The organism is Pseudohalioglobus lutimaris (genome assembly GCF_002866825.1).
Taxonomy (GTDB): domain Bacteria; phylum Pseudomonadota; class Gammaproteobacteria; order Pseudomonadales; family Halieaceae; genus Halioglobus; species Halioglobus lutimaris.
In genome coordinates this window covers 244,034-271,019 of record NZ_PKUS01000005.1, presented here as the reverse complement: position 1 = coordinate 271,019, position 26,986 = coordinate 244,034, and the positions used below count along the sequence as shown (strand labels likewise).

Genomic DNA, 26,986 nt, shown 5'->3' with positions numbered 1-26,986 from the left:
TGGTCTACCAAAACGCTGCTATATAGTAGTTTTTGAGTGCAGCGCAAAGAATAGATACTAGCCCAATTTGGCCGTTTTAGCCATGCCTGCCAGCAAAGGAAGATAGGCCAAAATTACCAAGAAAAGCCCGTACTTGGGGCATAAACCTGCCAACCAGGCGAGGGGAAACAACCACAGCACGACTATCGCTATCAGCATCAATACGACGGGTCTATGCCCCCCGTAACGGCGACTTAGCCGCTGATAGGCGTGCAATCGATGAGGCTGCGTAAAGCGCTGTCCGGTGGCAATACGCCAGGCAAGAGTGGCCGATGCATCGACGATGAATGGACCCAGCAGAATCAACCAGCACGCCAATGGAAGATAGCCGCGAACGCTACCCAGTAGCGCCAGGGCTCCCAGCAACAGACCGGTGGGCACGCTACCGGCATCGCCCATAAACAACTTCGCCGGTGGCCAGTTCCAGACAAGAAAACCGGCCTGCGCCGCCAACAGCAGCAAACAGAACTGCCGGTAAGCAGGATCCGCCCCCGATTGTGACGCGATCACCCACGCCCCGGCGCAGGCCAGCATACACTGCACTGCTGCGAAGGCATCAATACCGTCCATAAAGTTATACAGATTCAGCAGCCACAACAAGGCGACTACAGTCAGCAAACCCAGGGCCCAGGCAAGGACCGAGGGTTCAAGGATAAAGTGGTAGAGCGTGTTCACAACAATCAGGCTACACGCACTATAGAGCGCAAAGCGCAACCCAACGCCGAGACTGCGCAAGTCGTCGACCACACCGATAACGACCAGCGCGGCTGCGGTGCCTAGCATTACCAGGTACTCGACACCCCAGTCGACGCCTGCAGCCGAGGCCAGCCAGGTGCCCAGCAACAGGGCGGCAATCGTTGGCACTCCGCCGCCATGAGGCGTTGGCATGGCGTGTGAGCTGCGCTCGTTAGGCAGATCGAGAATCTGCCATCGGCGCGCCAGAATCAGGTACCCACCACACAGGCACGCCGACAGAATCATCGTCAGCAATGGGGCCATCACGGCTCTTCGCCTCTGGACAGGTATTCCTCGAGACGCAAAACCGGTCGCCAGGAGGTGGACCGCAAAACCGAGTCATTACTGTAGAGTTCGCTGCCGAATAACTTGCTCCACGCGGACTGCGCTTCGCGATTTCGCCGATCTTGCAATGAGCACGCGAGTGCCCATAGCCAACGCGGGCACCAGGCAAGCCCCCTGCCCCGCCCACGGGCACGGCGAATGGCATCGTACATCCTTCGCAGGCTATAGACTTCACCGTCGCTGGCAATATACGTACTCACGCCTGCTTTCCTTTGTTCAGCAAGCGTCAGCATCAAACGGCACAGGTCACCTACGGCGATCATAGATCTGCCGCCGATCTCGGGTGGCCGCGGTAAACCACGGTTGATGCCTCGTGCCAGCCGCTGCAGATTGCCTTTGACATGTGGGCCGTAAACCAGTGTGGGACGGATAATACAAACGGACATATCACCGCCTCGAAATTCACGACTCAGTGCCGACTCCGCCAACCACTTCGAAAGCCCATAGTCATCAAGGGGTAACACGCCGTCACCCTCTGCACGCGCAGCGGGGCCAGGTGCCGTGCCCATCGCTTTGACGCTACTGAGGAAAATAAACGCTTTCACGCCTGCAATGCGCGCCTGCCTGGCCAATCTCACCACCGCCTGGTGATTGACCTTTTCGTAATCAATAGCCGGCGCCTGCTGGTGGGCGATACCCGCGAGATGGAAAACCACGTCAGCGCACGCCATATCTGATTCATCTGGACTGTCCGTACGCAAATCGATTGGAATAGTCGCAGTGCCGTCGTCGAGGGCCTGGCCTGAGCAACTATAGGGCACGATTTCGTGGCCGGCCGCGGCCAACTGCTGGCATAACTCGCGCCCGATGAAACCGGTGGCACCGGTTACCAGGCACTTCACAGAGAATTATTAAAAGTTGGGGGCATAAGCCCCCGATGATACGGATGCCGCCGTCTTAATCCAGTGTTATCCGCGCACGATTTTTATCGAGCGTGGCTTTACCTATACCCTTTACCTCGGACAGCTGCTCCACCGTGGTAAAGGGCCCGAACTCTTCCCGGTACCGAATGATATCCTCGGCACGAGAAAGGCCCACCCCGGTGAGCCCGTCGGCCAGCACCGAGGCGTTGTCGCTGTTGATATTAACTGACTGCGATGCCAGCGCGGGCATTTCACCCTGCTGGGCCTGAACGGGGTCCGCACCCAGCACAAGGACCAACATCAACGCAGTCAAGAGTAAAACGAAGCGAATGGGTTGAGACCGCGAGACGCGGCCTCGTTCATTCACCAGTGGTATTGCAGATAATTGTATATTCATAATGTGATCTCCCTGATCAGTTTGCTGCTTCCGTGCAGGCATCCGTATCAGGGAGCAGTCTAGCAGCCCGTGAATGGACTCACGGCAGCCTGCCCGGATTTGATGCTACGCCAGCGAACCCAGTTCCCGGTGCACGCGCTGCAGTGCCTCCAGCGGGTCAGCTGCGCCGGTGACAGAGCGACCAATAACCAGGTAGTCAGCACCATTGGCGATGGCATCGGCAGGCGTCAGCACCCTGCGCTGGTCACCGGCATCATCGCCGGCCAGGCGTATCCCCGGGGTTACCAGGCTAAAGTCAGGGCCACACTGCGCACGCAATTCAGGCGCCTCCATTGCCGAGCAGACCACACCGTCAAGACCGCACTCGCGGGTAAGCGCCGCAAGCCGCAGAACCCGCTGCCCTGCCGATTCGGTATAGCCCATTTCACGCAAATCCTCGTCAGACATGCTGGTTAACACTGTTACGCCAATGAGCAATGGTGCGTGAGAGGAAGACTGCAACGCTTCAGCGGCGGCGACCATCATCCGCCGACCACCCGCCGCGTGGACATTGACCATCCATACGCCCAGGTCCGCGGCTGCGCGCACGGCTCCCGCTACGGTATTGGGGATATCGTGGAACTTGAGGTCGAGGAACACATCGAAGCCGCGATCCTGCAAACCCGCTACCAACGCCGGGCCACAGCGCGTGAAAAGCTCCTTGCCGACCTTGAGTCTGCAAAGCTCGGGCGACAGTCGCTCAGCCAGTGCCAGGGCAGGTTCCGCCGAGGGAAAGTCTACAGCGACAATAACGGGGTTTTCGTTCATAAGTTATCTCTTGCAGGTGGTGTATCTATTCCATGCTGGTGCCACGAATCGGGCTGATAGTCCCCCAGTACTTGCAGCCAGGACAGAACCAGTGCAGGTGGCGCCCTGCGAAACCGCAGTGACCACAGCGGTAGGAAGGGCGCTCTTCGATCAGGCGCTGCACCAGGCGTTGCAGCAATCCAAGGTTTTCCCGGATATCACCCTCGTGACTGTCAGCCTGGAGGCTGACCAGTTTCTCCAGGCCGCGTAGTGACGGCATTTTTTCAAGCTGCTCCACCAGAAAGCGTTCAGCGACTTCCTGTCCCTCCACTTCGCGAAGGTCCTCCACGGTGGCCAGCAACAACGTCGGCGACGGATAGAGCTCCAGGCATTCCATCAGGTAAGAACGCAGGGCTTTCTCTTCTCCCAGTTCGCGAAAACAGGCGCGCAGCGTGGCCACGGACTCACTGACATACAGAGGGTCCTGCTGGCGCACCCTGCGCAACGCTTTGATTGCTTGCTTGTAGCGCCCGGCATCGTACTCAACAGCGCCGAGCATGATCGAGGCTCGCACGCACTGCTTATCGCGCGAAAGCGCCTCTTGCAACAGATAGCGCGCGCTGACCAGATCCCCGGCCTGATGGTGTTCAGCCGCCAGTTCACAATAATAGTGGGAGAGCACTACCGGAACAGGCTGCCCCGGATCCTCAGTGGCGTCATTGCCCGAACCGCCCAACAGAGATTTGCGCGGCAGGAGATCCCCAGCGATATCGATCGCCTGCTGCCACTCCCGCTCACTCTGGTAAATATCCATGAGGTGCCATTGACTGGCCCGCCGCTGCACGGGGGACTCCGTCACCAGGTCCTTGAGCAGCCGCTCGGCCCTGTCCAGCAAACCAGCGCTGATATAGTCCCTGGCTAACTCCAGGTGCGCCCGGTGAACCTGCGCCCGCGGCAAACTCGGCCTGGCCAGCAGATTCTGGTGAATACGAATTGCACGATCAACCTCACCTCGCTTACGCAACAGATTGCCTAGTGCGATATGGGTTTCCAGCGTTTCGGTGTTGACTTCCAACGCATTGATAAATGCATCTACCGCGCCATCAGGGCGGCCATCAAGCAGGTAATTAAGACCCTTGTAATACTGACCCGGAAGGTCACGAACGGGGGACGACAGATTCCGGTTGCGCCGACCCAGTAACCACCCTATGGCAATCGCAATAAAAAATAGTGCGAAGACAAGGTAATCATTCACCGTCTTTCAAGCCCGCCGTGCGCAACTTGTCCACTTCCGCTTTACACTTTGCCAATTGTCGATTTACCGTAGCCAGCGCAGCGCGCTTGCGCAGCATCAGCGCCGACGACATCACCAGGCCGAGCACGCCGCCCAGAGCAAATGCAATCAGCAACCAAAGCGCCAGGCTGCGCGGCTCGAAGGTATAGACCAGCACATCCAGCGGAACGGGGGCTTCATTCTGCAATGCAAACAGGGCACCGACTGCAGCCATAGCCAGTACCACGGCAATATAGATGAGATTGCGAAGCAGTTTCATGAGTTAGTCCGATAGGTAAGATAAAAAAAACGGTATGACCTCGCGATCATACCGTCTGTATTTCTCAGAGCAAGCTCACAGCCCCATTTGCAACCCGAGGTTCACTCTTTCACGCAACTCTTTGCCGGGTTTGAAGTGCGGAACGTACTTTCCGGTCAGCTCAACGGCATCGCCGGTCTTGGGGTTACGTCCACGCCGCGGCTCGCGGTAATGCAGCGAGAAGCTGCCGAATCCACGGATCTCTATGCGCTCGCCATCTGCCAGGGACTGGGACATGTGTTCCAGTATGGTCTTCACAGCCAACTCCACATCCTTGGAGGACAGCTGCGCTTGCCTGGCGGCGATAGTCTCGATCAGTTCACTTTTCGTCATCGGTCTTATACGGCCGTTTTTTGCATCAGGCCTTATTGTGACCCCAGTTTCTATCTTTCGCAAGTCCTTATTTTATATAGGAAAAGTTACATTCTGGTTGGGGCAGGACCTGCTGTTCACTGTCAGGTGTGGCACCCGGTAAGGTGCTATTGCGCGCCACACGCGGAGAACTCAGGCACTGAAAGGAGTAATTTCCTACCGGGAAGGGATTCGTGAACCAAAAAAAAGGGCTCACATTTGTGAGCCCTTTCGAATTGAAACGGGCCGCAGCCCGAAACGTAACCGACGATTACTTGTCGCTCATTTGCGCCTTGATCAGGTCGCCAATGGTACCTGGAGAAGCCGATTCCTGCTCGGCATCCTTCAGGGACTTCACAGCCTCCTTCTCGTCGTCGTAATCCTTGGCCTTGATGGACAGTACTACGCCACGGTTCTTGCGGTCGACAGAGATGATCTTGGCCTCTACAGAGTCGCCAACCTTGAACGAGGCACGCGCATCTTCCACTCGGTCGCGAGAGATGTCGGATGCCTTGAGGATACCCTCAACTTCGTCGGCAAGCTTGATGATCACTTCCTTGGCGTCAACTTCAGTGACTTCGCCGGTGACGATAGCGCCGCGGTCATTCACTGCAATGTAGTTACCAAAGGGATCGTCTTCCAGTTGCTTGACGCCAAGGGAAATACGCTCACGCTCGGGGTCGATTGACAGGATAACTGTCTCGATCTCGTCGCCCTTCTTGTAGTTGCGTACCGCTTCCTCGCCCACTTCGTTCCAGCTGATATCGGACAAGTGCACGAGGCCATCGATGTTGCCTTCCAGGCCAATGAAGATGCCGAAGTCGGTAATGGACTTGATAGAGCCGGCAATCTTGTCGCCTTTGCTGTACTGCGATGCGAAGGCATCCCAGGGGTTCTGCATGCACTGTTTGATACCGAGGGAGATACGACGACGCTCTTCGTCGATATCCAGAACCATGACTTCCACCTCGTCGCCCAGCTGGACGATCTTGGAAGGGTGGACGTTCTTGTTGGTCCAATCCATTTCGGAGACGTGTACCAGACCTTCCACACCCTCTTCCAGCTCGGCGAAGCAGCCGTAATCGGTAAGATTGGTGATCTTGGCCTTGACGCGGCTACCCTCGGGGTAGCGACCGGTGATTTCCACCCAGGGATCTTCACCCAGTTGCTTCAGACCCAGTGATACACGGTTGCGCTCACGGTCGAACTTGAGGATCTTGACGTCGATTTCCTGGCCCACTTCCACAATCTCGGAAGGATGCTTGATGCGCTTCCAGGCCATATCGGTAATGTGCAACAGACCGTCCACACCGCCCAGGTCAACGAACGCGCCGTAGTCGGTCAGGTTCTTGACGATACCCTTGACGGACATGCCTTCCTGCAGGGTCTCCAGCAGCGCTTCGCGCTCCTCGGAGTTGGCCGCTTCCATAACAGCGCGACGGGAAACCACCACGTTGTTGCGCTTCTGGTCCAGCTTGATGACCTTGAATTCCAGTTCCTTGCCTTCCAGGTGCACCGTCTCGCGAACGGGACGTACATCTACCAGGGAGCCCGGCAGGAACGCGCGAATGCTGTTGATGTCCACGGTAAAGCCACCTTTGACCTTGCCGTTGATAACACCTGTGACCACTTCTTCTGCTTCGTGAGCAGCTTCCAGTTCTTTCCAGGCTTCAGCACGCTTGGCTTTCTCGCGGGACAGTTTGGTCTCACCAAAGCCATCTTCCACGGATTCCAGGGCTACCTGTACTTCATCACCGATACTCAGTCCACACTCGCCAGCGGCATCGTTGAACTGGGAACGGGGGATCACACCCTCTGACTTAAGGCCCGCGTGAACGGTAACCCAGTCGTTGTCGATATCAATTACCACGCCGGTGACAATGGCACCTGGCTTCATATCAACCGTCTTCAGACTTTCTTCAAAAAGTTCAGCGAAGGATTCGCTCATTACACATTACCTGTTGGTTTGGTCATCCGTCCCTCCAGCCGGGTACGGGGTTCGTTTGTCATCACTGTCAACTGCGGCCATGACTGGATTCAACCGCAGAGACAATGTTTGCCGTATAAAAGGAGATCGACACGGTTAGCCGCTAGATAATGCCTTTTAGCGTCACTTCCTTCATCACCTGTGCAAATACCTGCTCGATATCCGCGCCGGTACTGTCGATAACAACGGCGTCTTCCGCAGGTACCAGAGGGGCAACAGCACGACTCGAATCACGCGCATCTCGCTCCTTGATGTCCTCCAGAAGGCGCGGGAGACTAACACTTTCCCCCTTTAGAATCAACTGCTTGTAGCGTCTCTCGGCCCGCTCCGCGGCGGATGCGGTAAGGAAGAATTTGAGTGGCGCATCGGGGAAAACCACTGTCCCCATGTCGCGGCCATCCGCTACCAGTCCGGGAAGGCGCCTGAAGTCGCGCTGCCGGGCCAGCAGCGCACGACGCACAGCAGGAATGGCTGCCACGGTGGACGCCCCACGACCACCCTCTTCCGTGCGGATTGCCGCGGAAACGTCTTTGCCTTTATAGGCCACCAGGACCTCGCCATTTTCAGCGGCACTGAAGCTCACATCCAGACCACGGGCAATTTCAGCGACTCTGGCTTCGTCTTCCCAACTGACCCCCTCGATAAGACAGGCCTGGCCAGTGACGCGATAGAGGGCGCCGCTGTCGAGAAAATGCCACCCCAACTCAGCGGCGAGCAAATGGCTGACCGTGCCTTTACCTGCCCCGCTGGGCCCATCGACAGTAATCACCGGTGCCGCAGACATGCTCAGTCAGCCTGCACGCTGATGCGCAGACCGAGTTCACTCGCCAGCACGTCAAAACCGGGGAAAGAAGTGGCCACGTGATCGCAATCCAGCACGACGATCGGCTCCTGCGCCCGCAGGCCCGCTATGGCAAAGGACATGGCGATACGGTGGTCCATGTGGGTGTGTATTTCGCCGCCGGCCAGCGTACCGCCTTCTATAATAATGCCATCATCCAGAACGTCATTCTCAATCCCCAGGGTGGTCAGGCCTTCAGCCATGGCAGCGATGCGGTCGCTCTCCTTGACCCGTAGTTCTTCAGCGCCGCGTAACACGGTACGCCCTTCAGCACAGGCTGCAGCGATGAACAGTGCCGGGAACTCATCAATGGCCGGTGGCACCTGGTCTTCGGGAATCTCGATACCGCGCAGAGGCGCATAACGCACACGAATGTCGGCCACCGGCTCCCCGCCAACCTCTCTTTGCCCGCTCAGGGTGATGTCGGCACCCATAAGGCGAAGAATATTGATCACGCCGGTGCGCGTGGGGTTGACGCCGACATGAGTGAGCAGCAGGTCCGAGCCCGGGGCGATACTGGCCGCCACCAGAAAGAAGGCTGCGGATGAAATGTCTGCAGGCACGTCTATATCTGCCGCCTCCAGGCACCCACCTCCCTCAAGGCTGATGACACCGTTCTTCCGTTCAACCGGGTAGCCAAAGCCGCGCAGCATGCGCTCGGTATGATCCCGGGTAGGCGCCGGTTCGGTGACCGATGTCCGTCCGTCAGCATAAAGACCTGCCAGCAACACGCAGGACTTCACCTGCGCACTGGCCATCGGCAAATCGTAGTGAATGCCCTGCAGAGCCCGTCCGCCCGATATCTTCAGGGGGGGACGCCCCCCTGCCTGCGCATCGATTTTTGCGCCCATCAACGTGAGCGGATCGATAACGCGGCCCATCGGGCGCGAACAAAGAGAGGCGTCGCCCGTTAATTCACAGTCGAAGGACTGGCCGGCCATCAACCCGCAAAGCAGGCGCATACCGGTGCCTGCATTGCCCAGGTCCAGGGCGGCCGAAGAGGCTTCGAGTCCATGGAGGCCAACACCCTGGACAACCACCTCGCCAGCACTGTGGCGCTCTATCTCGACACCCATGGCGCGAAAAGCGCTGAGTGTAGCCAGGGCGTCCTCCCCCTCAAGAAAACCACTGACCCTGGTCACGCCCTCAGCCAGCGCACCCAACATGATAGACCGATGGGATATGGACTTGTCTCCGGGAACGCGAACTTGTCCGCGGATGTTGCCGCCTGGCGATAATGTGAAGCGCATAATAGTTTAATCCGGGGTCATCAACGCACGCAGCGGTGACCGTTCAATTGGGTTTTCCCTGTCCACGATCAGCGAGGATTCTGGCAAAATCATCGCGCGCGGTCTTGGCACGTGTAAAAGTAGCGTGCAGGCCTTCGGCATCCTCTTCACTGACGGCCTGGCGCAGTTGCCCCAGGTGATTACTAAAAAGGTCAATTGCCTGCAGCAAGGCGGACCTATTGGCGATAGCGATGTCCCTCCACATCACCGGGTCAGAGGAGGCAATACGGGTAAAGTCCCTGAAACCGCCTGCAGCACAGCGAAATATTTCATCACTCTCCGCAGACTGGGCCAGTGCGTCGACGAGCGAATACGCCAGCAGGTGCGGCAAATGACTGGTAGCAGCCAGTACAGCATCGTGCCTGTCCACTGTCATTTCCACCACGTCAGCGCCCGTGGCCAACCACATTGCATGCACCCGGGCCACAGCCGCTGCGTCATTTTGTGGGACGGGCGTCAGAATAACCCGGTGGTTGTTATACAGGTCAGCCTTTGCTGCCTCTACCCCACTGCGCTCGGAACCGGCAATAGGATGACCCAGCACCAGATAGGCTGGAAATTCTCCGCAGATTCTCAGCGCCGCATCACGCAGACTCCCTTTCACACTGGCGGCGTCAGTGATCAACGGAGGTTCGGCCATGGCTTGCGTTTGCGGCAGAATCTCGCCCAGCACCTCAGCAGCCACCAGGGTCGGTGTGCAGATCACAATGATATCAGCAGTGTTGATCGCTTCGCCCAGGTCAAGGGTAAATGCGTCGATCACGCCCAGTTCAAGACCTCGACGCAGCGATGGTTCACGGTGTCCATAGCCGATCACGCGGCGACAGAAACCGCTCTTGCGCAGTGCCTTCGCCAGTGAGCCACCGATCAGCCCCAGGCCAAGGATAGCGACAGTATCGACTTGCGGTTTCATATGCTGCGAAACTTACAGTACCGCCTGCGGGTAGGACCCCAGGGGCTTGAGCAGAATGGACTGTTCCTCCAACTCGCTGACAATGGCGGCGATTTTCTCGTCCTGCAAATGCCCTTCAAACTCAATAAAGAACACATAGGCCCACTTTTCCGTGCGCGACGGCCGGGTATCAATGCGGGTCAGGCTGACACCTGCCTTGCGGAAGGGGTCGAGGAGTAAATACAGCGCACCGGGCTTGTTGCGGCTGGAAACAATAATCGAGGTTTTGTCGTTACCAGAGGGCGGCACTTCTTCACGCCCGATAATCAGGAATCGCGTGGTGTTATCCGCGTAGTCCTCTATATGCTGTGCGAGTTTATCCAGGCCGTAAAGCTCAGCCGCCATATCGCCTGCAATCGCTGCCACACCCGGGGATTGAGCAGCGATCCTGGCGGCCTCTCCATTGCTGCTCACCGCTTCTCGCGGAACAGCCGGCCAATGCTGGTCCAGCCAATTACGACACTGCGCCAGCGCCTGTTCATGTGCACAGATGCGGGTGACATCCTCGGCCGACGTCGCTGCAGCTACCAGCAGGTGGTGAGTGATCGCCATTTCCACTTCGCCGGAAATCTTCAGCCCGGAGTCCATGAAGTTGTCCAGCGTATGGCTGACCATGCCCTCGGTAGAGTTCTCCACCGGCACCACGCCATAATTACATTCGCCTGACTCGACCTGGGAAAACACGCTGTCGATAGTGGGCTGGGATACGCAGACTGCTGCGTGGCCGAAGTGCTTGATCGCCGCAGCCTGGGTGAAGGTGCCCTCGGGGCCCAGATACGCCACCTGCAGCGGTTTCTCCAGCGCCAGACAAGCGGACATGATCTCTCGAAACACGTGAGCGACCGTCTCGCCTGCAAGCGGCCCCTGATTGCGCTCCATAATGCGGTGCAACACCTGCGCCTCGCGCTCGGGGCGGTAGTAAACCACTTCGGCTGTGGCGTCACCGGCCTCACGGGCCGCCAATACCTCGGCCAGTTTTATATCGGCTACACGCTGTGCACATTTGGCGCGGCGGCTGATCAATTCCTGTATCTCGCGGTCGATAGCGTCGATATCCGCCCTGACCTGATCCAGGCTCCGTTTGTCCGGTTTGTCCGTCATGTATTCAGCCGTTACGCCGCTCAAAGTCCTGCATGAATGCGATGAGTGCATCCACCGCATCCTCGCCGACAGCGTTATAGATACTGGCACGCATACCACCCACGCTGCGATGGCCTTTGAGATTGAGCAGGCCGGCCGCCTCTGACTCTACCAGGAACGCCTTGTCCAGGTTGGCATCGGCCAGGGTAAACGGTATGTTCATCAGGGACCGGCTCTGCAGCTCAACGGGATTGGCATAGAACGCAGAGCCGTCAATGGCGGCATACAGTTTCTCAGCCTTGCGACGGTTGATCACTTCCATGGCGTCAAGACCGCCCTGCCCCTTGAGCCACTCAAATACCAGGCCAGCGAGATAAAGGGCATAGGTAGGCGGAGTGTTGTACATGGAATCGTTATCTGCCGCGGTCTTCCAGTCGAGCATGGCCGGGCACCTGGCATCGGCCTTGCCCAGCAGGTCCTTGCGGACGATGACCAATGTCAGCCCAGCCGGCCCGATGTTTTTCTGCGCACCGGCGTATATGACGCCGTAATCCGCCACGTTAACCGGGCGGGAAAGGATCGTGGAAGACATATCCACAACCAGCGGTGCTTGCGTTTCGGGTACCCAGAAGTATTCAACACCACCAATTGTTTCGTTGGGGGTGTAGTGCAGGTAATCGGCACTGGCCGACAACTGCCATGTCTCCCGAGCAGGAATCGTGGTAAATCGGGTGTCCTCGGAACTGGCGGCGACGTTCACGTTGCCGAAGCGTTTGCCCTCGGCGATGGCCTTCTTCGACCACTGCCCTGTGTTGACGTAGTCGGCAACACCCCCCTCGCTCAACAGGTTCAGCGGCACGGCAGCAAACTGTGTGCTGGCACCACCCTGCAGGAACAACACGGCATAGTCATCACCAATGCCCATCAGATCACGCAGGGTTGCCTCGGCGCGCTGGGCCACACCAACTATTTCAGGACTGCGGTGACTCATCTCCATGATGGACAGGCCGGCCCCGTGCCAGTCGAGCATCTCGTCGCGAGCCTGCTCCAGAACCGGCTCGGGCAGCGCGGCAGGGCCAGCGCAAAAGTTGTAACGACGGGTCATTCTTCTGGTTCCTTGTCTTCATTTTCCGCTGGCGCAGCATCAGGAGAAGCGACTGCGGGCGGTACGGCACCCCCGGTATCAACATCAACGGAGTCGGTCTCATCGACCGCGGGCTCATCGATACGCTCAACGCTCACCAACGACTCGCCGTCCTTGGTGCGGATGACGCGCACACCCTGTGTATTCCTGCCCAACACCGAGATTTCGTCGGCACGGGTACGCACCAACGTTCCCTGGTTGGAGATCAGCATCAGCTCGTCGCCCTCGAAAACCTGTACACCGCCGACCAGGCGGCCATTGCGGTCACTGGTCTGCATGGCAATCACACCCTTGTTACCGCGGCCCTTGGTCGGGAACTCACTCATTTCAGTACGTTTGCCATAACCGTTTTCAGACACCGTGAGCAACCGCCCATCCTCGCGGGGGATGATCAACGAAATCATGCTGTGGCCTTCGCCGAGCTTGATACCGCGCACACCCCGGGCTGTCCGGCCCATGGCGCGCACGTCGCCTTCGCGGAAACGCACCGCTTTACCCTCACTGGAGAGCAGCATCACATCACAGTCGCCGGTGGTAACGGCCGTGCCCAACAGCACATCGCCCTCCTCCAACTCCAGCGCGCGCAGACCTACGCTGCGCTGGCGAGAGAAATCAGTAAGGGCTGTCTTCTTCACCGTGCCATTTGCGGTGGCCATAAAGATGTAGTGGCCCTCCGTATACTCCTCAACGGGAAGAATAGACGTCACTCTCTCGCCTTCTTCCAGGGGCAGCAGGTTCACCATGGGACGACCACGGGAATTACGCCCTGATAGCGGTATCTGGTAGACCTTCAGCCAGTAGACCTTGCCCTGGTTGGAGAAACACAGAATCGTGGCATGGGTGCTGGCAATCAGCAGATGCTCGACAAAGTCTTCGTCTTTCACTGCGGTAGCAGACTTGCCTGTGCCGCCACGACGCTGGGCCTGGTAATCCGACAGCGGCTGCGTCTTGGCGTAGCCTCCGTGAGAAATAGTGACCACCCTGTCTTCCTCGGTAATCAGGTCTTCCACCGTGAGGTCATGCTGGGATGCGGTAATTTCAGTCCGCCGCTCGTCGCCATACTCCGTGACGATTTCTTCCAGTTCCTCGCGGATCACCACTTTCAATCGCTCGGGGTCAGAGAGTATCTCGAGGTAACCGGTAATCTCTCGAAGCTTTTCCTCGTACTCCTGCAGCAGCTTTTCATGCTCCAGGCCCGTCAAACGGTGCAAACGCAGTTCGAGAATAGCCTGTGCCTGCGCCGGTGAAAGGTGGTATTCCCCTTCACGCAGCCCGTACTGTGCTTCGAGACCGTCCGGGCGGCAGGCATCCTCGCCCGCTCGCTCCAACATACCCATGACGTCACCGGGCAACCAGGGGCGCGCTATCAGCTTTTCCTTGGCCTCGGCGGAGCTGGGCGAGGACTTGATCAGTTCGATCACCGGATCGATATTTGCCAGGGCGATGGCCAGGCCTTCAAGCAGGTGCCCGCGCTCCTTGGCCTTGCGCAACAGGTAGACTGTGCGCCGGGTTACCACCTCGCGCCGGTGACGAATAAAGGCTTCGATGATCTCCTTGAGATTGAGAATCTTCGGCTGCCCATCGACCAGCGCCACCATGTTAATGCCGAACACGGTTTGCAGCTGGGTCTGCGCATAGAGGTTATTGAGTACAACATCACCCACCTCACCACGGCGTAACTCGATCACCACGCGCAGGCCGTCCTTGTCGGACTCGTCTCGCAGCTCGGTGATACCCTCGATTTTCTTTTCTTTCACCAGCTCGGCAATACGCTCGATCAGTCGCGCCTTGTTCAACTGATAGGGCAACTCGTGAATGATAATGATGTCCTTACCGCGCTTCTCATCATGAATCACTTCCGCGCGGGCACGCACGTATATCCGTCCGCGCCCAGTGCGGTACGCCTGGATAATGCCGGCTCGACCGTTGATGATGGCAGCAGTGGGGAAATCAGGTCCCGGGATGTGTTCCATGAGCTCATCGACAGTCAGGTCGGGGTTGCCCAACAAGGCCAGGCAGCCGCTGACCACTTCGGTCAGGTTGTGCGGTGGAATATTGGTTGCCATACCCACGGCGATACCGGAGGAGCCATTGATTAGTAGATTAGGCACCCGGGTAGGCATAACAGCCGGAATACGCTCCGTGCCATCATAGTTGTCGACAAAGTCCACGGTCTCCTTGTCCAGGTCTGACAGGATCTGGTGGGAGATTTTCTGCATGCGGATTTCGGTGTAACGCATCGCGGCGGCGTTGTCGCCGTCGATGGAACCGAAGTTTCCCTGGCCATCCACCAGCATGTAGCGCATGGAGAAGGGCTGGGCCATACGCACAATGGTGTCGTAAACCGCCGAGTCCCCATGCGGGTGATATTTACCGATCACGTCACCCACCACACGCGCGGACTTTTTGTAGGCCTTGTTCCAGTCGTTATTAAGCTCATTCATCGCGAAGAGCACCCGGCGATGCACCGGTTTGAGGCCATCGCGCACGTCTGGTAAAGCCCTGCCGACGATCACGCTCATCGCGTAATCAAGGTAGGACTGCTTCATCTCGTCTTCGATATTGACGGGAAGAATTTCTTTGGCTAAATCACCCATGTTGAGAAGGTTTCCTTCAGGTCAAGCTTACAGGCTTTATTATGCTTGCGACTTCACCCGGAAGGACTCCGGGAAGGCTGCAAAGAAAATGTAGAACGCCCCTAAATACAAGCGGCACATTATACGGAAAATGGCTTCTAACTACCATGTTTTTAAAGAATTTCACCGACAATCGGGGGCAGCTGCGGTTATACTCTGCACGGTCCGGCGGGTTCAGTCCCGCAGCGTCATTTGCTGACGCTTTTTTCACCGCAATTCAACCGCCCGGAGTCAACTGAGACCATCCATGAGCACCTCGCCGTCCACCGTCGACACGCTGCTGCATCCGGACTGGATTGTCCCGGTAGTACCCCGCGGCGCCGTGCTGACCAACCATAGCCTGGCCATTCACGACGGCCGCATCAGTCACATTCTGCCGCGAGCCGAGGCCGCCAGCCTGACTGCCGCCCGGGAATTGGCACTGCCGGGACAGGCCCTGATACCGGGAATGATCAACACCCATGGCCACGCGGCCATGAGCCTGCTGCGTGGCTACGCTGACGACCTGCCGCTGATGCCGTGGCTGGAGCAACATATCTGGCCTGCCGAGGGCGCCCACGTCAGTGCAGACTTTGTTCGCGATGGCACTGAACTGGCAATTGCCGAAATGCTCCGTGCCGGGACAACCACTTTCAGCGATATGTACTTTTTCCCGGATGCCGCCGCAGCGGCCGCGGTCGATGCCGGCATACGCTGCCAGATCGTCTTCCCCATCCTCGACTTCCCTACCGCGTGGGCCAGGGATGCCGACGAATACATCAGCAAGGGGTTGCGCCTGCGCGACGAACTGAAGCATCGAGGCCTTGTCCAGATCGGCTTTGGCCCTCACGCCCCCTACACCGTATCGCCCCAGAACCTGCTGAAGGTCGCCACCTACGCCGCTGAACTGGACCTGCCGGTTCAGATCCACCTCCACGAGACCGCAGGCGAGGTACTCGCAGCGGTTGAAGAACACGGTGAGCGACCGCTGGACAGCCTCAATACCATGGGCCTGCTTGGCCCGCGCACCCAGTGTGTGCACATGACCGACCTGGGTGACCAGGACATCGCCCTGCTCGCCGCCACCGGTGCTCATGTTGTTCATTGCCCGCAATCCAACATGAAGCTGGCCTCAGGCGCCTGCCCGGTGAGCAAGCTGCTGGACCGCGGCGTGAATGTTGCCCTGGGCACAGACAGTGCGGCCAGCAACAATGACCTGAACCTGTTTGCCGAAATGCAAACAGCCGCATTGCTGGGCAAGCTCACGGCGGGGGACGCCGCTGCGCTGCCAGCGGCTGACGCACTGTATATGGCGACCATGGGTGGCGCCCGTGCCATGGGACTGGAGCAGGAAATCGGCAGCCTGGAGCCGGGCAAGCAGGCAGACATTGTCGCTGTGGACCTTTCCGGCCCCGAGTGCCAGCCGCTTTACAATCCGCTCTCGCAGCTGGTCTACGCCTGTAACGGCAGCCAGGTCTGCCACAGCTGGGTAGCCGGGGCACAACTGCTCCATAATCGCCAGCTCACGCGTATCAATCTCAAGGACCTGCAGCAGCGCACCGCTGCCTGGCAGGAAAAAATCAGTTCAACCGGCAAAAATCAATGAACAGCACAAACAACGTAGACCCCGCAGAAATCGCCAAATTCGAGGCGCTGGCCTCACGCTGGTGGGACCGCAACAGCGAGTTCAAACCCCTGCACGAGATCAACCCCCTGCGCGCCAACTACATCGACGGGCACTCGCCTGTTGCCGGCAAGCGACTGATTGACGTGGGCTGTGGTGGCGGCATCCTGGCCGAGTCAATGGCCCAGCGCGGCGCCACCGTGACGGGTATAGATATGGGCGAAGCGCCGCTGGCGGTGGCCAGACTGCACCAACTTGAGTCAGGTGTGGACGTTGAGTACCTGCATAGCACGGCGGAACAGCGTGCAGATGAGACGCCCGCCAGTTTTGACATTGTCTGCTGCCTGGAAATGCTGGAGCACGTCCCCGACCCGGGCTCGGTGATCAAGGCCTGCGCCGCGCTGGCTATCCCCGGAGGTAACCTGTACTTCTCAACGATCAATCGTAATCCCAAGGCTTTCCTGTTCGCCATTGTCGGCGCCGAACATATTCTCAAGCTGTTACCCGCGGGCACCCATGAATACGACAAGTTCATCAAGCCCTCGGAGATGGCTGCCTGGATTCGCGATGCTGGATTGATACTGGAAGACATGACCGGGCTAATCTACAACCCCATCACCAGGCACTACCGACTGAGCCCCGGGGACGTCAGCGTCAACTACATGATCAGGGCGGTTAAGCCGGCGTGACCCGCGACAAGCTCAAAGCCGTTCTCTTTGACCTCGACGGAACCCTGGTGGATACCGCTGATGAGTTCGTGGTGGTGGTACAGCAACTGCGAAGCGAACATGGCATGAGCGCCATGGACCCTGCCCGCATTCGCGCCTCCGTATCCAATGGCGCACGCGCTCTGGTTGCGCTGGGCCTGGGCATCGATCCGCAGGACCCGGTCTTCGAAAGCAAGCGGCTGCGCCTGCTCGAGCTCTACAGCGATGTACTGGGTAGCGCTGCCCTGCCCTATCCCGGCATTCCGCCACTGCTGACCGCCCTGGCCGAGCGCGGCATCGCCTGGGGTGTTGCCACCAACAAACCGAGGGCCTATGCAGAGCCACTGATGGTCGCTCTCGGCCTGTTACCTGGACCGGATGCCAATGCAGCAAGCACGCGCTCTACTGCAGAATACTGTGGCAGCCTGGTCTGCCCGGACGATGTGAGTGAACGCAAGCCTCACCCGGAGTCGCTCTACCTGAACTGTCGAGAACTGCAATGTGCACCCCATGAAGCTATTTATGTAGGGGACCACCTGCGCGATATTGAAGCGGGACGGCGCGCGGGCATGTACACCGTGGCAGCTGCCTACGGCTACATCGAACCGGATGACAATGCTGACGACTGGGGCGCCAACGCCCGCGTTGACTGCAGTCACCAGCTGACCGACCTGATTCTCAACCTTTAAGACCGGATCAAAGCCATGAATGTCCAACGCCTGCCTGCCGATTACACCCCCAGCCCCAGCCTGCTCAAGGGTAAGACGATTCTGGTAACCGGCGCCGGTGACGGCATCGGCAAAGCCGCCGCCCTCTGCTTTGCCGAGCACGGCGCTACTGTCATTTTACTGGGGAGGACGGAGAGTAAACTGGAAGCGGTCTATGACGCGATTGAAGCCGCGGGTCACCCCAAGCCGGCACTGGTGGAGATAGACCTGGCTAAAGTGACTGAAGAGCAGTGTATGCACCTTGCGCAAGGCCTGGGTGAGGAGTTCGGCCACCTTGATGGCCTGCTGCACAACGCCAGTATGCTGGGAGAGCGCCGCCCCATAGAAAGCGCCACGTTCGCGGCGTGGCAAGAGGTGATGCAAGTTAACGTGAACGCGCAGTTTGTGCTGACCCGCTACCTGCTCCCTCTGCTGCAGGCGGCGCCCTCGGCTTCAGTCGTCTGCACCTCGTCCGGCGTCGGCCGCACAGGTCGAGCATTCTGGGGTGCTTACGCGGTGTCCAAGTTCGCCACAGAAGGTTTTATGCAGGTACTCTCCAGCGAGCTGGAAAACACCTCCAATGTGCGCGTGAACTGCATCAATCCGGGCGCCACCAACACCGTAATGCGCAACACTGCCTATCCCGCTGAACGGCCTACGGACAACCCCTCACCTGCAGAGATCATGGCTACTTACCTGTACCTGATGGGAGAGGACAGTATCGGGGTCACTGGAGTTTCGTTCGACGCCCAGTAACGCTGCCGGGCCGGGAAACGGAAAGTGCAAGGAATCAGGACTTACCCCGGCCCCGGGCAGACGCGGGCCCACGACGCTTGGCAAACTGACGCTGCATTTTTTCGCGCTCCTTCATTGTCCCGCGCTTTTGCTGCTTGAGCGGCATCTCTGCCATGCGGTAAAGCGATTTGACTTCCTTGGGCTCAAGTTCAACCCACTGCCCCTGCTTCACCTTTGAAGGAATGAACACATCGCCGTAGCGCACCCGCTTGAGTCGCGACACCGTCAACCCCTGCGACTCCCAGAGCCTGCGCACCTCGCGGTTACGACCCTCCATCAGCACCACGTAGAACCAGTGGTTGATGCCATCGCCGCCGCCGTCCTGGATATCAGTGAAGCGCGCCATTCCATCATCCAACATAACGCCCTCCAGCAGACGCTGCAGCATGGCCTCGTCCCACTGGCCCATAACCCGCACCATATACTCACGCTCGATGTTTGAGGAAGGGTGCATCAGTTTGTTGGCCAGCTCACCATCTGTAGTAAACAGCAGCAGGCCCGAGGTGTTGTAATCCAGACGGCCGATCGATATCCAACGCCCAGCCCTGGGTTTGGGTAAGCGCTCAAACACAGTCCGTCGACCCTGGGGATCCTTGCGTGAGCAAACCTCCCCTGTGGGTTTATGATAGAGAATGCAGCGCGTTTCCTGGGCGGATGCCGTATCCAGTGGCTTACCATCCACCGCAATTCTGGCGGTATTGCCGACCCGGTCGCCCAGCCTGGCGGGACGGCCTTCCACGGTCACTCGACCCTGCTCGATCCAGCGCTCCATCTCACGCCGCGAACCAAGCCCGCTGCGGGCGAGCACTTTTTGCAGTTTTTCCCCGGAAGGGTTGTTAGCCGGCGCGTCTGCGGCGCCGGAACCGGCTTTTTCTTTCATACGACGCGAACCTAGGCCTGGCTCTCGGGCTTTACGGCCTCGATATCGTCGGACTGCTCCGTGTCCGCAGCCCCTTCAACGACCTCCTGTGCGTCACCCGTTGCCGTCTCACCCGTGACCTGCAAACCTTCCATGGCTTCGGCCAGGTCGCCGGCGCTTTCCGGCTCTTCCTCGGTGGGCGTTTCACTGTCCTGGTCTGTGTCTGTGTCTATGTCTGTGTCTGTGTCTGCCCCCGACGCTACGGTGGACACCGGGTCGGCGCCCGGGTTGTGGTCGATGCCGCCAACTACAGTGAGTTCCGGGCTGCCCTCGCCCGGGGTGCCGCCAGCCTCATCATCTTTCTCCTTCACGGGGTCAGTGAAGCCGAGTTCGGCGTTGAGTGTGTCGAGGTCGCGGATCTCCGCCAGCGCAGGCAGTTGATCCAGGTTTTTCAGATTAAAATAATCGAGGAACTGCCGCGTAGTCGCGTACATCGCTGGTCGACCGGGTACATCACGGTGGCCCACAACCCGAATCCACTCGCGCTCATGCAGCGTCTTGATAATATTGGAACTCACCGCCACACCACGAATCTCCTCGATCTCGCCGCGGGTTATGGGCTGGCGATAGGCAATCAATGCCAGGGTTTCCAGCAGCGCCCGGGAGTATCGCGCGGGGCGCTCATGCCACAGCCGGGCTACCCAGGTGCTCAACCCCTGCCGCACCTGGAAACGAAACCCACTGGCCACCTCGACCAGTTCAAAGCCCCGATCCTCACACCGTTCTGCGACTTCTTGCAATGCCTCGCGGATCTGCGCATTCTCGGGCCGCTCATGTTCTTCGAACAGCTCACCCAACTGCGCCACGGTAAGGGCCTTACCCGCCGCCAGCAGCGCACCTTCGACAATCTGCACCAGACCTGTTTCCGCCATCTTATTCTGACCTTGCCTTGACGTGGATAGGACCGAAGGGGTCGGTCTGCACAATCTCCACCAGTGATTCCTTGATAAGCTCCATGACCGCCAGGAACGTAACGACGACGCCGAGACGCCCCTCTTCCGCGCTGAACAATGCCACGAAGGGCAGAAACTGCTGGCCCGCCAGCTGCTCCAGCACATCAGACATGCGTTCGCGGGTGGACAGGGCCTCGCGCTGGATGTGGTGGCTTTCATACATGTCCGCGCGACGCAGCACTTCGGACAAGGCCACCAGCAGTTCGCGCATGTCCACATCCGGGTCCGGGCGGGCACGATTAATGTCCGGCGGGTTGGCGCTTCCAACCCAGGTGTCGCGCTCGATGCGCGGCATCTCCTCGATATCCTCGGCAGCCTTCTTGAAGCGCTCGTATTCCTGCAGGCGACGGATAAGCTGTGCCCGCGGGTCCTCCTCGTCTTCTTCCACATCGCTGGAACGCGGCAGCAGCATGCGCGACTTGATTTCCGCGAGCATCGCCGCCATCAGCAGGTATTCCGCAGCGAGCTCAAACTGCACCGCATCCATCAATTCCACGTACTGCATGTACTGGTGGGTGATTTTGGATACATCAATCTCGAGGATATCGAGGTTCTGACGCTTGATCAGGTAGAGCAGAAGGTCCAGCGGGCCCTCGAATGCCTCGAGGAATACTTCCAGCGCCTGGGGCGGAATGTACAGATCCTTGGGCAGTTCAGTCATCGCCTGGCCCATGACCACAGCGAAGGGCATTTCTCCCTGTTGGGGCTGACTGGGGTGAATGTGGGCTGTGTGCCCCGGGGCTGCCGACTGGGCGCCATCAGCTTGCCGTGGCGCCGCGGAGGGCTTGTCCTCGGTCCCGGTCTGCGCTTCGGAATTGGGTTCGTTAACTGACACGGGGATACCTTTGCTTACTTGGCTGCAGTATACCTGATCAATTCTCAAATGGGGCAATATCTCCCTTGCCAGCACGCAGCACCAGCGGGCTGTCTTCAACCAGGTCCACCACCGTGGTGGCCTCCATTCCGCAGTAACCGCCGTCTATCACAGCATCGACGTCATGCTGCAGGGTCTCGCGAATGTCGTAGGGGTCAATCAGGGGGTAATCGTCGCCGGGCATGATCAAGGTAACGCTCATCATTGGCTCGCCCAGGTCGGCGAGCAGTGCCTGGGCAATGTTGTTTTCCGGGACCCGCAGGCCCACGGTTTTACGCTTCGGGTGCATGAGTCGACGCGGCACTTCAGAGGTCGCGCGCAGAATAAAGGTATAGGGCCCAGGCGTGCAGTGCTTGAGGAGGCGATAAACAGCATTGTCGACCCGGGCATAACTGGCAATCTCCGACAAGTCGCGGCAAACCAGGGTAAAGTTGTGACGATCGTCGAGCTTGCGGATACGGCGAATGCGGTCAAGGGCATTCTTGTCGCCGATATGGCAACCGATCGCGTAAGCGGAGTCCGTGGGGTAGACCACGACGCCGCCATCACGGATAACATCCGCAGCCTGGCGCACCAGGCGCGCCTGGGGGTTATCCGGGTGGATTTGGAAAAACTGACTCACTGCTGGCCCTCGTCAACTGCCTGCCAACGCTGCCAAACGGCGGCGCGGCCCTCAAGACGGCGCAATTCTACACCTATCTCGGGGTTGTAGGGACCATCCCGGTGAAAATCACTGCCGGCGGAACTCAGTAGCTCGAACTCACCGGCCAGCCGCTGCAGCTGTGCTACCTGGTCCGCTGTTTGCCGGCCGCTCAGCACCTCAATTGCGCTGCCCCCGGCAGCGATGAAGTCCAGCACCAGGCGCCGCAGCTTCATGCGCGTAAACTTGTACTTGAGCGGGTGGGCGAGTACTGCCACGCCGCCTGCGGCGACTATCCACCCGACTACCTCTGCCAGTTCCGGCCAGCAGGCTTTAACATCTCCTGGCTTGCCCTGGCCCAGGTACTTGTCAAAAGCTGCCTGTGGATCCTTCACGTGCCCTTCTTTCACCATCCATGCGGAAAAGTGCGGGCGCCCCAACTGACTCTCACCCGCTTCAGCCAGCGCCCCTTCCAGCGCGCCATGGTAGCCCCGGCTTTCCAAACGACTGGCGATGATCGTGCCCCGCTCTGCCCTGGCCTTATTCAGGTACGCCAGCGCTTCGCGCATCGCGGGATGGTCGAAGTCCACGCCCAGGCCCACAATATGAATGGTGGTCCCCGACCAACGGCAGGATAGCTCGACACCGGGTATCAGGCTGACATCGGGGTAGTTATCGCGCAAGGTGCAAGCGGCGCGGTATCCGGCATCCGTGTCGTGATCCGTGATCGCCAACAGGCCTACGCCGCGCTCAGCAGCGCGGTCGAGTAGCTCGGCCGGGGTCAACGCCCCATCGGAAGCTGTGGTATGGGTATGGAAGTCGATCAGCACAATCTTTACACTTGGCGACCCCGGAACCACTAAAGGCGTCCGCGGGAGCATTAAAGAAGACCCCAATGATAACAGGCAAGGTACCCGGCACACCATGAAGCAACTGGCAGAATTCGTCCCTATCGCCCTGTTTTTTATCGTCTACCAGCTCAACGGCGAGGCAGTGTCGCTGGGCGACTGGCGCTACACCTTTGACGGCATATACTCGGCCACTGCTGTATTAATGGCCGCCACGCTGGTCCAGGTGGCCCTAACCTATGCAATTACCCGCGAATTTGAGAAACGCGCCGTGTGGATGCTGCTGGCCGTGTGCGTTTTCGGCGGCGCTACATTAATTCTGCGCAATGAACTGTTCATCCAGTGGAAGCCGACCATTTTTAACTGGGCACTGGCTATTGCTTTTGGTGCCTCACAGTTCATCGGCGAAAAGAACCTGATGGAGCGGACGCTGGGCAGCCAGATTCGCCTGCCCAAGCCTGTCTGGACCAGGCTAAACCTGCTCTGGGTAAGCAACTTTGCCATCGTAGGCGCACTCAACCTGGTGGTTGCCTATGGTTTTTCCGAGGCCACCTGGGTCAGCTATAAACTCTATTCTGCCATTGGCTTTACCCTTGCCCTGACCGTGCTGACGGCACTGCTAATAAGCCCTCACCTGAAAGAAGAGAACCCGCAGGGCTAGGTCGCCGCGGCGAGTGCCTACAAATCTCGATGTATCGGCGGTAAACTAGCGCCGCTTTTCGTTACGCTGACAAGGAAACCGGTTGTGTTGCGTTTTATTAAAATATTTCTTTTTTCACTATGCGTGGCACTGCCCGCCGCGGCTCAGGATGTGCGTTATATCAGCGACGAAGTGTTTGTGGTGCTGCACACCGGGCCTGGTAAGGAGTACCGCTGGGCCGGTAAGCTCAAACCTGGAGCCCGCCTGGACGTTGCCCGCACCAGCGGTGATGGCAAATGGGCAGAGGTTACCACCAGCCGCGGCACCACCGGGTGGGTCACGACCGAATTCCTCACCGCTACCGCACCGGCACAGGTCAAGCTGCCCGCAGCAGAGGCGCGTGCGGAACAGCTTTCGACGAAAAACAAGCAACTAAGCGCACAGTTGTCAGCCCTGCAGACAGAAAAAAGCCAGTTGGCCAGCAAGGCGAACACCACGGGTTCAGAACTGGACAGCGTTTCCAGGGAACTGGCAGACTTGAAAAAGATTTCTGGCAAAGCGGTGAAACTGGACACCGATAATCGCAGGCTGGTACAGGAAACCGAGCACCTGCGATCCGAGGTGGACATGCTGGAGGCGGAGAATGCGCGCCTTGGGGATAAGCTGGAAAGCGAAGATTTTCTTAACGGCGCGCTGGCAGTCCTGCTGGGCGTCATCATTACACTAGTGGTCCCTAGGCTGTGGCCCAAGCGCCGTAAAAGCTCCAGCTGGGCCTGAGGAGATACCCATGTTACGTACCCTGTTTTTCACCCTGACCTGCCTGATTTCAACACTGTCTCTGGCAGAAGAGAGCCATGCACCCAATCCGCTGGTTACATTGAAAACGTCAGACGGAAGCATCACCCTGCGACTCTTCCGGGACAAGGCACCCGCCACGGTAGACAACTTCCTCGCCTATGTGGATGCGGGCTTTTATAACGGCACCATCTTCCATCGCGTCATTCCCGACTTTATGGTCCAGGGCGGTGGCTTCCTGCCGGATATGAGCGAGAAAGAAACCCGTGAACCGGTTGCCAGCGAGTCAAACAACCGCCTGCACAATACCCGCGGTACCGTGGCCATGGCGCGAACCAATGACCCCGACTCCGCCACCTCCCAGTTTTTTATCAACGTGCGCAATAACCTGCGCCTTGACTGGTCACCAGGCCAGCCCGGGTACACCGTTTTTGGCGAAGTGATAGAAGGCATGAGCGTGGTCGACTATATCGTCACCGCGCCCACCGGCAATGTGGGTGGCCACCAGAATGTGCCGCTGCAGCCGATTACCATTCTCGAGGTGACCCGCCAGTCACTGCTATGATCGCGCTCTCGGTCAACCTGAATAAAATCGCACTGATTCGCAATTCTCGGGATACCACCAACCCCAGTGTCCCGGCACACGCACAGCTGTGCATAGACGCCGGCGCCGACGGTATAACTGTTCACCCAAGACCAGACCAACGCCACATCCGCGCCAGTGACTGCTTTGATCTCGCCGCCATGCTGAAGGTGGAGTTCAATATCGAGGGAAACCCTTTCACCTCTGCACGCAAGAGCGAGCGCCCGGGTGTTGGCGACTATCCCGGTTTCATGAACCTGGTGCGCGAAATCCGCCCAGCGCAATGCACTCTGGTGCCGGACACAGACGGGCAGCTCACCTCTGACCATGGCTTCGACCTGCGACGGGATGGGGATCGCGTAGCGCCATTGGTGGAAGAATTACGGTCCCTGGGTATTCGCACAAGCCTGTTTATGGATCCGGACCCACAACAGATTCGCCTGGCAGCACAAACGGGAACCGATCGCATCGAGCTGTACACAGAATCCTACGCCCAGGCCTACAGAACAGGACAAAAAGTGGACGCCGTGTTCCAGCAGTTTGTCAACGCCGCAGAGGTTGCGGCGGAAGTTGGCCTTGGCGTGAATGCCGGTCACGACCTTGATCTGGACAACCTGCCTCGCTTCGCTTCACTTCCGGGCCTGTTGGAAGTGTCCATTGGCCATGCACTGACGGTGGACGCGATTCGCATGGGCCTGGCAAACGCCGTCAACGCCTATCAGGCTGCACTGGGAAAATAAAATGGACGCAAGACTGCAAGCCCTGCTCGACAAGCAGGACATCACCGATCTGGTTTATGCCTACTGCAACGCATCGGATCGTCATGACCTGGATAAGCTGAGACAACTCTATCACCCCGACGCGACAGATGACCACGGCGGTTTTTTCAAGGGGCTGGCAATGGAATTCATAGACCAGCTCCCACAGATACAGGCGCCGATGGAGATTCTCCATCACAATGTCACCAACATTAATCTCGCTCTTGATGGCGATTACGCAGAAGGCGAGATTTACGTATTGGCATTCCACAGGATACGAACCGACGCAGAACCCATGGACCTGCTGATTGGTGGACGCTACTTTGACCGCTATGAAAAACGCGAGGGTGTATGGAAGTATTCGGCACGCGCGGTGGTGGCAGACTGGGCAACGGTGAACAACCCCTCTACGGTGCAACTGGACCACCCGCTGGTGCAGGGTTCGCATATCGGCAAACCCGGCCTGGACGATCCTTCCTATGATTTCTTCAAATTGTTAAAATGGGGTGAACGATAACGTCTGCGAAACGCAGCCGGGCCTGTACATCTGCTCCGCTGAATGTCGGGCCGCCGCGAAACGCAGCCGGTCCTGTACAGCTGCTCCGCTGAATGTCGGGCCGCCGCGAAACGCAGCCGGTCCTGTACAGCTGCTCCGCTGAATGTCGGGCCGCCGCGAAACGCAGCCGGTCCTGTACAGCTGCTCCGCTGAATGTCGGGCCGCCGCGAAACGCAGCCGGTCCTGTACAGCTGCTCCGCTGAATGTCGGGCCGCCGCGAAACGCAGCCGGTCCTGTACAGCTGCTCCGCTGAATGTCGGGCCGCCGCGAAACGCAGCCGGTCCTGTACAGCTGCTCCGCTGAATGTCGGGCCGCCGCGAAACGCAGCCGGTCCTGTACAGCTGCTCCGCTGAATGTCGGGCCGCCGCGAAACGCAGCCGGTCCTGTACAGCTGCTCCGCTGAATGTCGGGCCGCCGCGAAACGCAGCCGGTCCTGTACAGCTGCTCCGCTGAATGTCGGGCCGCCGCGAAACGCAGCCGGTCCTGTACAGCTGCTCCGCTGAATGTCGGGCCGCCGCGAAACGCAGCCGGTCCTTTGCAAGCGCTCTGCTTTGTAAGCGGCCACATGCTC

At 58.8% G+C, this 26,986-nt stretch carries 28 protein-coding genes; 9 read left to right on the top strand and 19 right to left on the bottom strand.

All coding sequences use genetic code 11. The features are described from left to right. Nucleotides 1–57: 57 nt before the first annotated feature. The 14 genes from C0039_RS07135 to gyrA all read right to left on the bottom strand — a co-directional run bounded on the left by C0039_RS07135 (nucleotide 58) and on the right by gyrA (nucleotide 14,998). On the bottom strand, nucleotides 58–1,038 hold the full coding sequence (locus tag C0039_RS07135) for an MraY family glycosyltransferase (RefSeq protein ID WP_101517675.1): 981 nt from the start codon (nucleotides 1,036–1,038) through the stop codon (nucleotides 58–60). Then, a complete protein-coding gene (locus tag C0039_RS07130) occupies nucleotides 1,038–1,961 on the bottom strand; it encodes an NAD-dependent epimerase/dehydratase family protein (protein ID WP_101517674.1) in 924 nt (307 codons plus the stop codon). Before C0039_RS07130 ends, C0039_RS07135 begins: the two co-directional genes overlap by 1 nt. 55 nt (nucleotides 1,962–2,016) lie before the next feature. Then, nucleotides 2,017–2,379, bottom strand: a complete 363-nt coding sequence (locus C0039_RS07125; protein WP_232334823.1) for a ComEA family DNA-binding protein — start codon at nucleotides 2,377–2,379, stop codon at nucleotides 2,017–2,019. Between the two features lie 105 nt (nucleotides 2,380–2,484). After that, on the bottom strand, nucleotides 2,485–3,186 hold the full coding sequence (gene pyrF, locus C0039_RS07120) for an orotidine-5'-phosphate decarboxylase (protein WP_076001670.1): 702 nt from the start codon (nucleotides 3,184–3,186) through the stop codon (nucleotides 2,485–2,487). 25 nt (nucleotides 3,187–3,211) lie between these two features. After that, entirely contained in the window at nucleotides 3,212–4,420 is a 1,209-nt protein-coding gene (lapB, locus tag C0039_RS07115; RefSeq protein ID WP_101517673.1) for a lipopolysaccharide assembly protein LapB, read from the bottom strand. Next, complete coding sequence (locus C0039_RS07110) at nucleotides 4,413–4,718, bottom strand: LapA family protein (RefSeq protein WP_076001672.1); 306 nt, start codon at nucleotides 4,716–4,718, stop codon at nucleotides 4,413–4,415. Before C0039_RS07110 ends, lapB begins: the two co-directional genes overlap by 8 nt. Before the next feature lie 75 nt (nucleotides 4,719–4,793). Then, complete coding sequence (gene ihfB, locus C0039_RS07105; RefSeq protein WP_076001673.1) at nucleotides 4,794–5,090, bottom strand: integration host factor subunit beta; 297 nt, start codon at nucleotides 5,088–5,090, stop codon at nucleotides 4,794–4,796. Nucleotides 5,091–5,379: 289 nt separating this feature from the next. Then, the gene (gene rpsA / locus C0039_RS07100; protein ID WP_076001674.1) at nucleotides 5,380–7,056 is read right to left on the bottom strand and encodes a 30S ribosomal protein S1; all 1,677 of its coding nucleotides are present in this window, start codon (nucleotides 7,054–7,056) and stop codon (nucleotides 5,380–5,382) included. A 142-nt stretch (nucleotides 7,057–7,198) separates the two neighbouring features. Beyond that, a complete protein-coding gene (gene cmk, locus C0039_RS07095) occupies nucleotides 7,199–7,879 on the bottom strand; it encodes a (d)CMP kinase (protein WP_076001675.1) in 681 nt (226 codons plus the stop codon). A 2-nt stretch (nucleotides 7,880–7,881) separates the two neighbouring features. Continuing rightward, a complete protein-coding gene (gene aroA, locus C0039_RS07090) occupies nucleotides 7,882–9,186 on the bottom strand; it encodes a 3-phosphoshikimate 1-carboxyvinyltransferase (protein ID WP_101517672.1) in 1,305 nt (434 codons plus the stop codon). A 43-nt stretch (nucleotides 9,187–9,229) separates the two neighbouring features. Next, nucleotides 9,230–10,138 carry a prephenate dehydrogenase/arogenate dehydrogenase family protein gene (locus tag C0039_RS07085; protein WP_101517671.1) on the bottom strand — a complete coding sequence of 303 codons (909 nt, stop codon included), beginning with the start codon at nucleotides 10,136–10,138 and terminating at the stop codon, nucleotides 9,230–9,232. A 12-nt stretch (nucleotides 10,139–10,150) separates the two neighbouring features. Beyond that, nucleotides 10,151–11,278: a prephenate dehydratase gene (pheA, locus tag C0039_RS07080; protein ID WP_101517670.1), complete on the bottom strand. Its 1,128-nt coding sequence runs from the start codon at nucleotides 11,276–11,278 to the stop codon at nucleotides 10,151–10,153. 4 nt (nucleotides 11,279–11,282) lie between these two features. After that, the gene (gene serC / locus C0039_RS07075) at nucleotides 11,283–12,362 is read right to left on the bottom strand and encodes a 3-phosphoserine/phosphohydroxythreonine transaminase (protein WP_101517669.1); all 1,080 of its coding nucleotides are present in this window, start codon (nucleotides 12,360–12,362) and stop codon (nucleotides 11,283–11,285) included. After that, nucleotides 12,359–14,998 carry a DNA gyrase subunit A gene (gene gyrA / locus C0039_RS07070; protein WP_101517668.1) on the bottom strand — a complete coding sequence of 880 codons (2,640 nt, stop codon included), beginning with the start codon at nucleotides 14,996–14,998 and terminating at the stop codon, nucleotides 12,359–12,361. The genes serC and gyrA overlap by 4 nt, the downstream gene beginning before the upstream one ends. 286 nt (nucleotides 14,999–15,284) lie before the next feature. Here gyrA and C0039_RS07065 point away from each other — a divergent pair, with 286 nt between their 5' ends. The 4 genes from C0039_RS07065 to C0039_RS07050 are packed head-to-tail and all read left to right on the top strand — an operon-like array spanning nucleotide 15,285 to nucleotide 18,810. Further along, complete coding sequence (locus tag C0039_RS07065; RefSeq protein ID WP_101517667.1) at nucleotides 15,285–16,622, top strand: TRZ/ATZ family hydrolase; 1,338 nt, start codon at nucleotides 15,285–15,287, stop codon at nucleotides 16,620–16,622. Further along, entirely contained in the window at nucleotides 16,619–17,329 is a 711-nt protein-coding gene (gene ubiG / locus C0039_RS07060) for a bifunctional 2-polyprenyl-6-hydroxyphenol methylase/3-demethylubiquinol 3-O-methyltransferase UbiG (RefSeq protein ID WP_101517666.1), read from the top strand. The genes C0039_RS07065 and ubiG overlap by 4 nt, the downstream gene beginning before the upstream one ends. Beyond that, the gene (locus tag C0039_RS07055) at nucleotides 17,326–18,036 is read left to right on the top strand and encodes an HAD family hydrolase (RefSeq protein ID WP_076001683.1); all 711 of its coding nucleotides are present in this window, start codon (nucleotides 17,326–17,328) and stop codon (nucleotides 18,034–18,036) included. The genes ubiG and C0039_RS07055 overlap by 4 nt, the downstream gene beginning before the upstream one ends. 15 nt (nucleotides 18,037–18,051) lie before the next feature. Beyond that, nucleotides 18,052–18,810, top strand: coding sequence for a YciK family oxidoreductase (locus C0039_RS07050; protein WP_076001684.1), 759 nt, complete (start codon nucleotides 18,052–18,054; stop codon nucleotides 18,808–18,810). A gap of 34 nt (nucleotides 18,811–18,844) precedes the next feature. Here C0039_RS07050 and rluB read toward each other — a convergent pair whose 3' ends face one another. From rluB to C0039_RS07025, 5 genes are all read right to left on the bottom strand, one after another. Continuing rightward, on the bottom strand, nucleotides 18,845–19,729 hold the full coding sequence (rluB, locus tag C0039_RS07045) for a 23S rRNA pseudouridine(2605) synthase RluB (RefSeq protein ID WP_076001685.1): 885 nt from the start codon (nucleotides 19,727–19,729) through the stop codon (nucleotides 18,845–18,847). Nucleotides 19,730–19,740: 11 nt separating this feature from the next. Further along, nucleotides 19,741–20,640, bottom strand: coding sequence for an SMC-Scp complex subunit ScpB (gene scpB / locus C0039_RS07040; protein ID WP_101517665.1), 900 nt, complete (start codon nucleotides 20,638–20,640; stop codon nucleotides 19,741–19,743). Between the two features lies 1 nt (nucleotide 20,641). Next, nucleotides 20,642–21,442 (bottom strand): segregation and condensation protein A, encoded by an 801-nt coding sequence (locus C0039_RS07035; protein ID WP_232335017.1) that lies wholly within the window; start codon nucleotides 21,440–21,442, stop codon nucleotides 20,642–20,644. Nucleotides 21,443–21,593: 151 nt separating this feature from the next. Continuing rightward, a complete protein-coding gene (locus C0039_RS07030) occupies nucleotides 21,594–22,217 on the bottom strand; it encodes an L-threonylcarbamoyladenylate synthase (protein ID WP_076001688.1) in 624 nt (207 codons plus the stop codon). Next, nucleotides 22,214–23,065 carry a PHP domain-containing protein gene (locus tag C0039_RS07025; protein WP_076001689.1) on the bottom strand — a complete coding sequence of 284 codons (852 nt, stop codon included), beginning with the start codon at nucleotides 23,063–23,065 and terminating at the stop codon, nucleotides 22,214–22,216. Before C0039_RS07025 ends, C0039_RS07030 begins: the two co-directional genes overlap by 4 nt. A 94-nt stretch (nucleotides 23,066–23,159) precedes the next feature. On the opposite strand from C0039_RS07025, the gene C0039_RS07020 reads away from it, so the two are divergent. From C0039_RS07020 to C0039_RS07000, 5 genes are all read left to right on the top strand, one after another. Further along, entirely contained in the window at nucleotides 23,160–23,744 is a 585-nt protein-coding gene (locus C0039_RS07020) for a septation protein A (RefSeq protein WP_076001690.1), read from the top strand. A gap of 84 nt (nucleotides 23,745–23,828) precedes the next feature. Next, entirely contained in the window at nucleotides 23,829–24,500 is a 672-nt protein-coding gene (locus C0039_RS07015; protein ID WP_101517664.1) for a TIGR04211 family SH3 domain-containing protein, read from the top strand. A gap of 10 nt (nucleotides 24,501–24,510) precedes the next feature. After that, a complete protein-coding gene (locus C0039_RS07010; RefSeq protein ID WP_076001692.1) occupies nucleotides 24,511–25,083 on the top strand; it encodes a peptidylprolyl isomerase in 573 nt (190 codons plus the stop codon). Further along, nucleotides 25,080–25,841 carry a pyridoxine 5'-phosphate synthase gene (locus C0039_RS07005; protein WP_101517663.1) on the top strand — a complete coding sequence of 254 codons (762 nt, stop codon included), beginning with the start codon at nucleotides 25,080–25,082 and terminating at the stop codon, nucleotides 25,839–25,841. Before C0039_RS07010 ends, C0039_RS07005 begins: the two co-directional genes overlap by 4 nt. 1 nt (nucleotide 25,842) lies before the next feature. Beyond that, a complete protein-coding gene (locus C0039_RS07000) occupies nucleotides 25,843–26,376 on the top strand; it encodes a nuclear transport factor 2 family protein (protein WP_076001694.1) in 534 nt (177 codons plus the stop codon). Nucleotides 26,377–26,986 lie beyond the last annotated feature (610 nt).

Excerpts from the sequence above, each read along its gene's own strand:
- C0039_RS07135 (WP_101517675.1), bottom strand. The coding sequence starts at position 1,038 with ATGGCCCCATTGCTGACGATGATTCTGTCGGCGTGCCTGTGTGGTGGG.
- C0039_RS07125 (WP_232334823.1), bottom strand. The coding sequence starts at position 2,379 with ATGAATATACAATTATCTGCAATACCACTGGTGAATGAACGAGGCCGC.
- pyrF (WP_076001670.1), bottom strand. The coding sequence starts at position 3,186 with ATGAACGAAAACCCCGTTATTGTCGCTGTAGACTTTCCCTCGGCGGAA.
- C0039_RS07110 (WP_076001672.1), bottom strand. The coding sequence starts at position 4,718 with ATGAAACTGCTTCGCAATCTCATCTATATTGCCGTGGTACTGGCTATG.
- ihfB (WP_076001673.1), bottom strand. The coding sequence starts at position 5,090 with ATGACGAAAAGTGAACTGATCGAGACTATCGCCGCCAGGCAAGCGCAG.
- rpsA (WP_076001674.1), bottom strand. The coding sequence starts at position 7,056 with ATGAGCGAATCCTTCGCTGAACTTTTTGAAGAAAGTCTGAAGACGGTT.
- cmk (WP_076001675.1), bottom strand. The coding sequence starts at position 7,879 with ATGTCTGCGGCACCGGTGATTACTGTCGATGGGCCCAGCGGGGCAGGT.
- aroA (WP_101517672.1), bottom strand. The coding sequence starts at position 9,186 with ATGCGCTTCACATTATCGCCAGGCGGCAACATCCGCGGACAAGTTCGC.
- C0039_RS07085 (WP_101517671.1), bottom strand. The coding sequence starts at position 10,138 with ATGAAACCGCAAGTCGATACTGTCGCTATCCTTGGCCTGGGGCTGATC.
- pheA (WP_101517670.1), bottom strand. The coding sequence starts at position 11,278 with ATGACGGACAAACCGGACAAACGGAGCCTGGATCAGGTCAGGGCGGAT.
- serC (WP_101517669.1), bottom strand. The coding sequence starts at position 12,362 with ATGACCCGTCGTTACAACTTTTGCGCTGGCCCTGCCGCGCTGCCCGAG.
- gyrA (WP_101517668.1), bottom strand. The coding sequence starts at position 14,998 with ATGGGTGATTTAGCCAAAGAAATTCTTCCCGTCAATATCGAAGACGAG.
- C0039_RS07065 (WP_101517667.1), top strand. The coding sequence starts at position 15,285 with ATGAGCACCTCGCCGTCCACCGTCGACACGCTGCTGCATCCGGACTGG.
- ubiG (WP_101517666.1), top strand. The coding sequence starts at position 16,619 with ATGAACAGCACAAACAACGTAGACCCCGCAGAAATCGCCAAATTCGAG.
- C0039_RS07050 (WP_076001684.1), top strand. The coding sequence starts at position 18,052 with ATGAATGTCCAACGCCTGCCTGCCGATTACACCCCCAGCCCCAGCCTG.
- rluB (WP_076001685.1), bottom strand. The coding sequence starts at position 19,729 with ATGAAAGAAAAAGCCGGTTCCGGCGCCGCAGACGCGCCGGCTAACAAC.
- scpB (WP_101517665.1), bottom strand. The coding sequence starts at position 20,640 with ATGGCGGAAACAGGTCTGGTGCAGATTGTCGAAGGTGCGCTGCTGGCG.
- C0039_RS07020 (WP_076001690.1), top strand. The coding sequence starts at position 23,160 with ATGAAGCAACTGGCAGAATTCGTCCCTATCGCCCTGTTTTTTATCGTC.
- C0039_RS07010 (WP_076001692.1), top strand. The coding sequence starts at position 24,511 with ATGTTACGTACCCTGTTTTTCACCCTGACCTGCCTGATTTCAACACTG.
- C0039_RS07005 (WP_101517663.1), top strand. The coding sequence starts at position 25,080 with ATGATCGCGCTCTCGGTCAACCTGAATAAAATCGCACTGATTCGCAAT.
- C0039_RS07000 (WP_076001694.1), top strand. The coding sequence starts at position 25,843 with ATGGACGCAAGACTGCAAGCCCTGCTCGACAAGCAGGACATCACCGAT.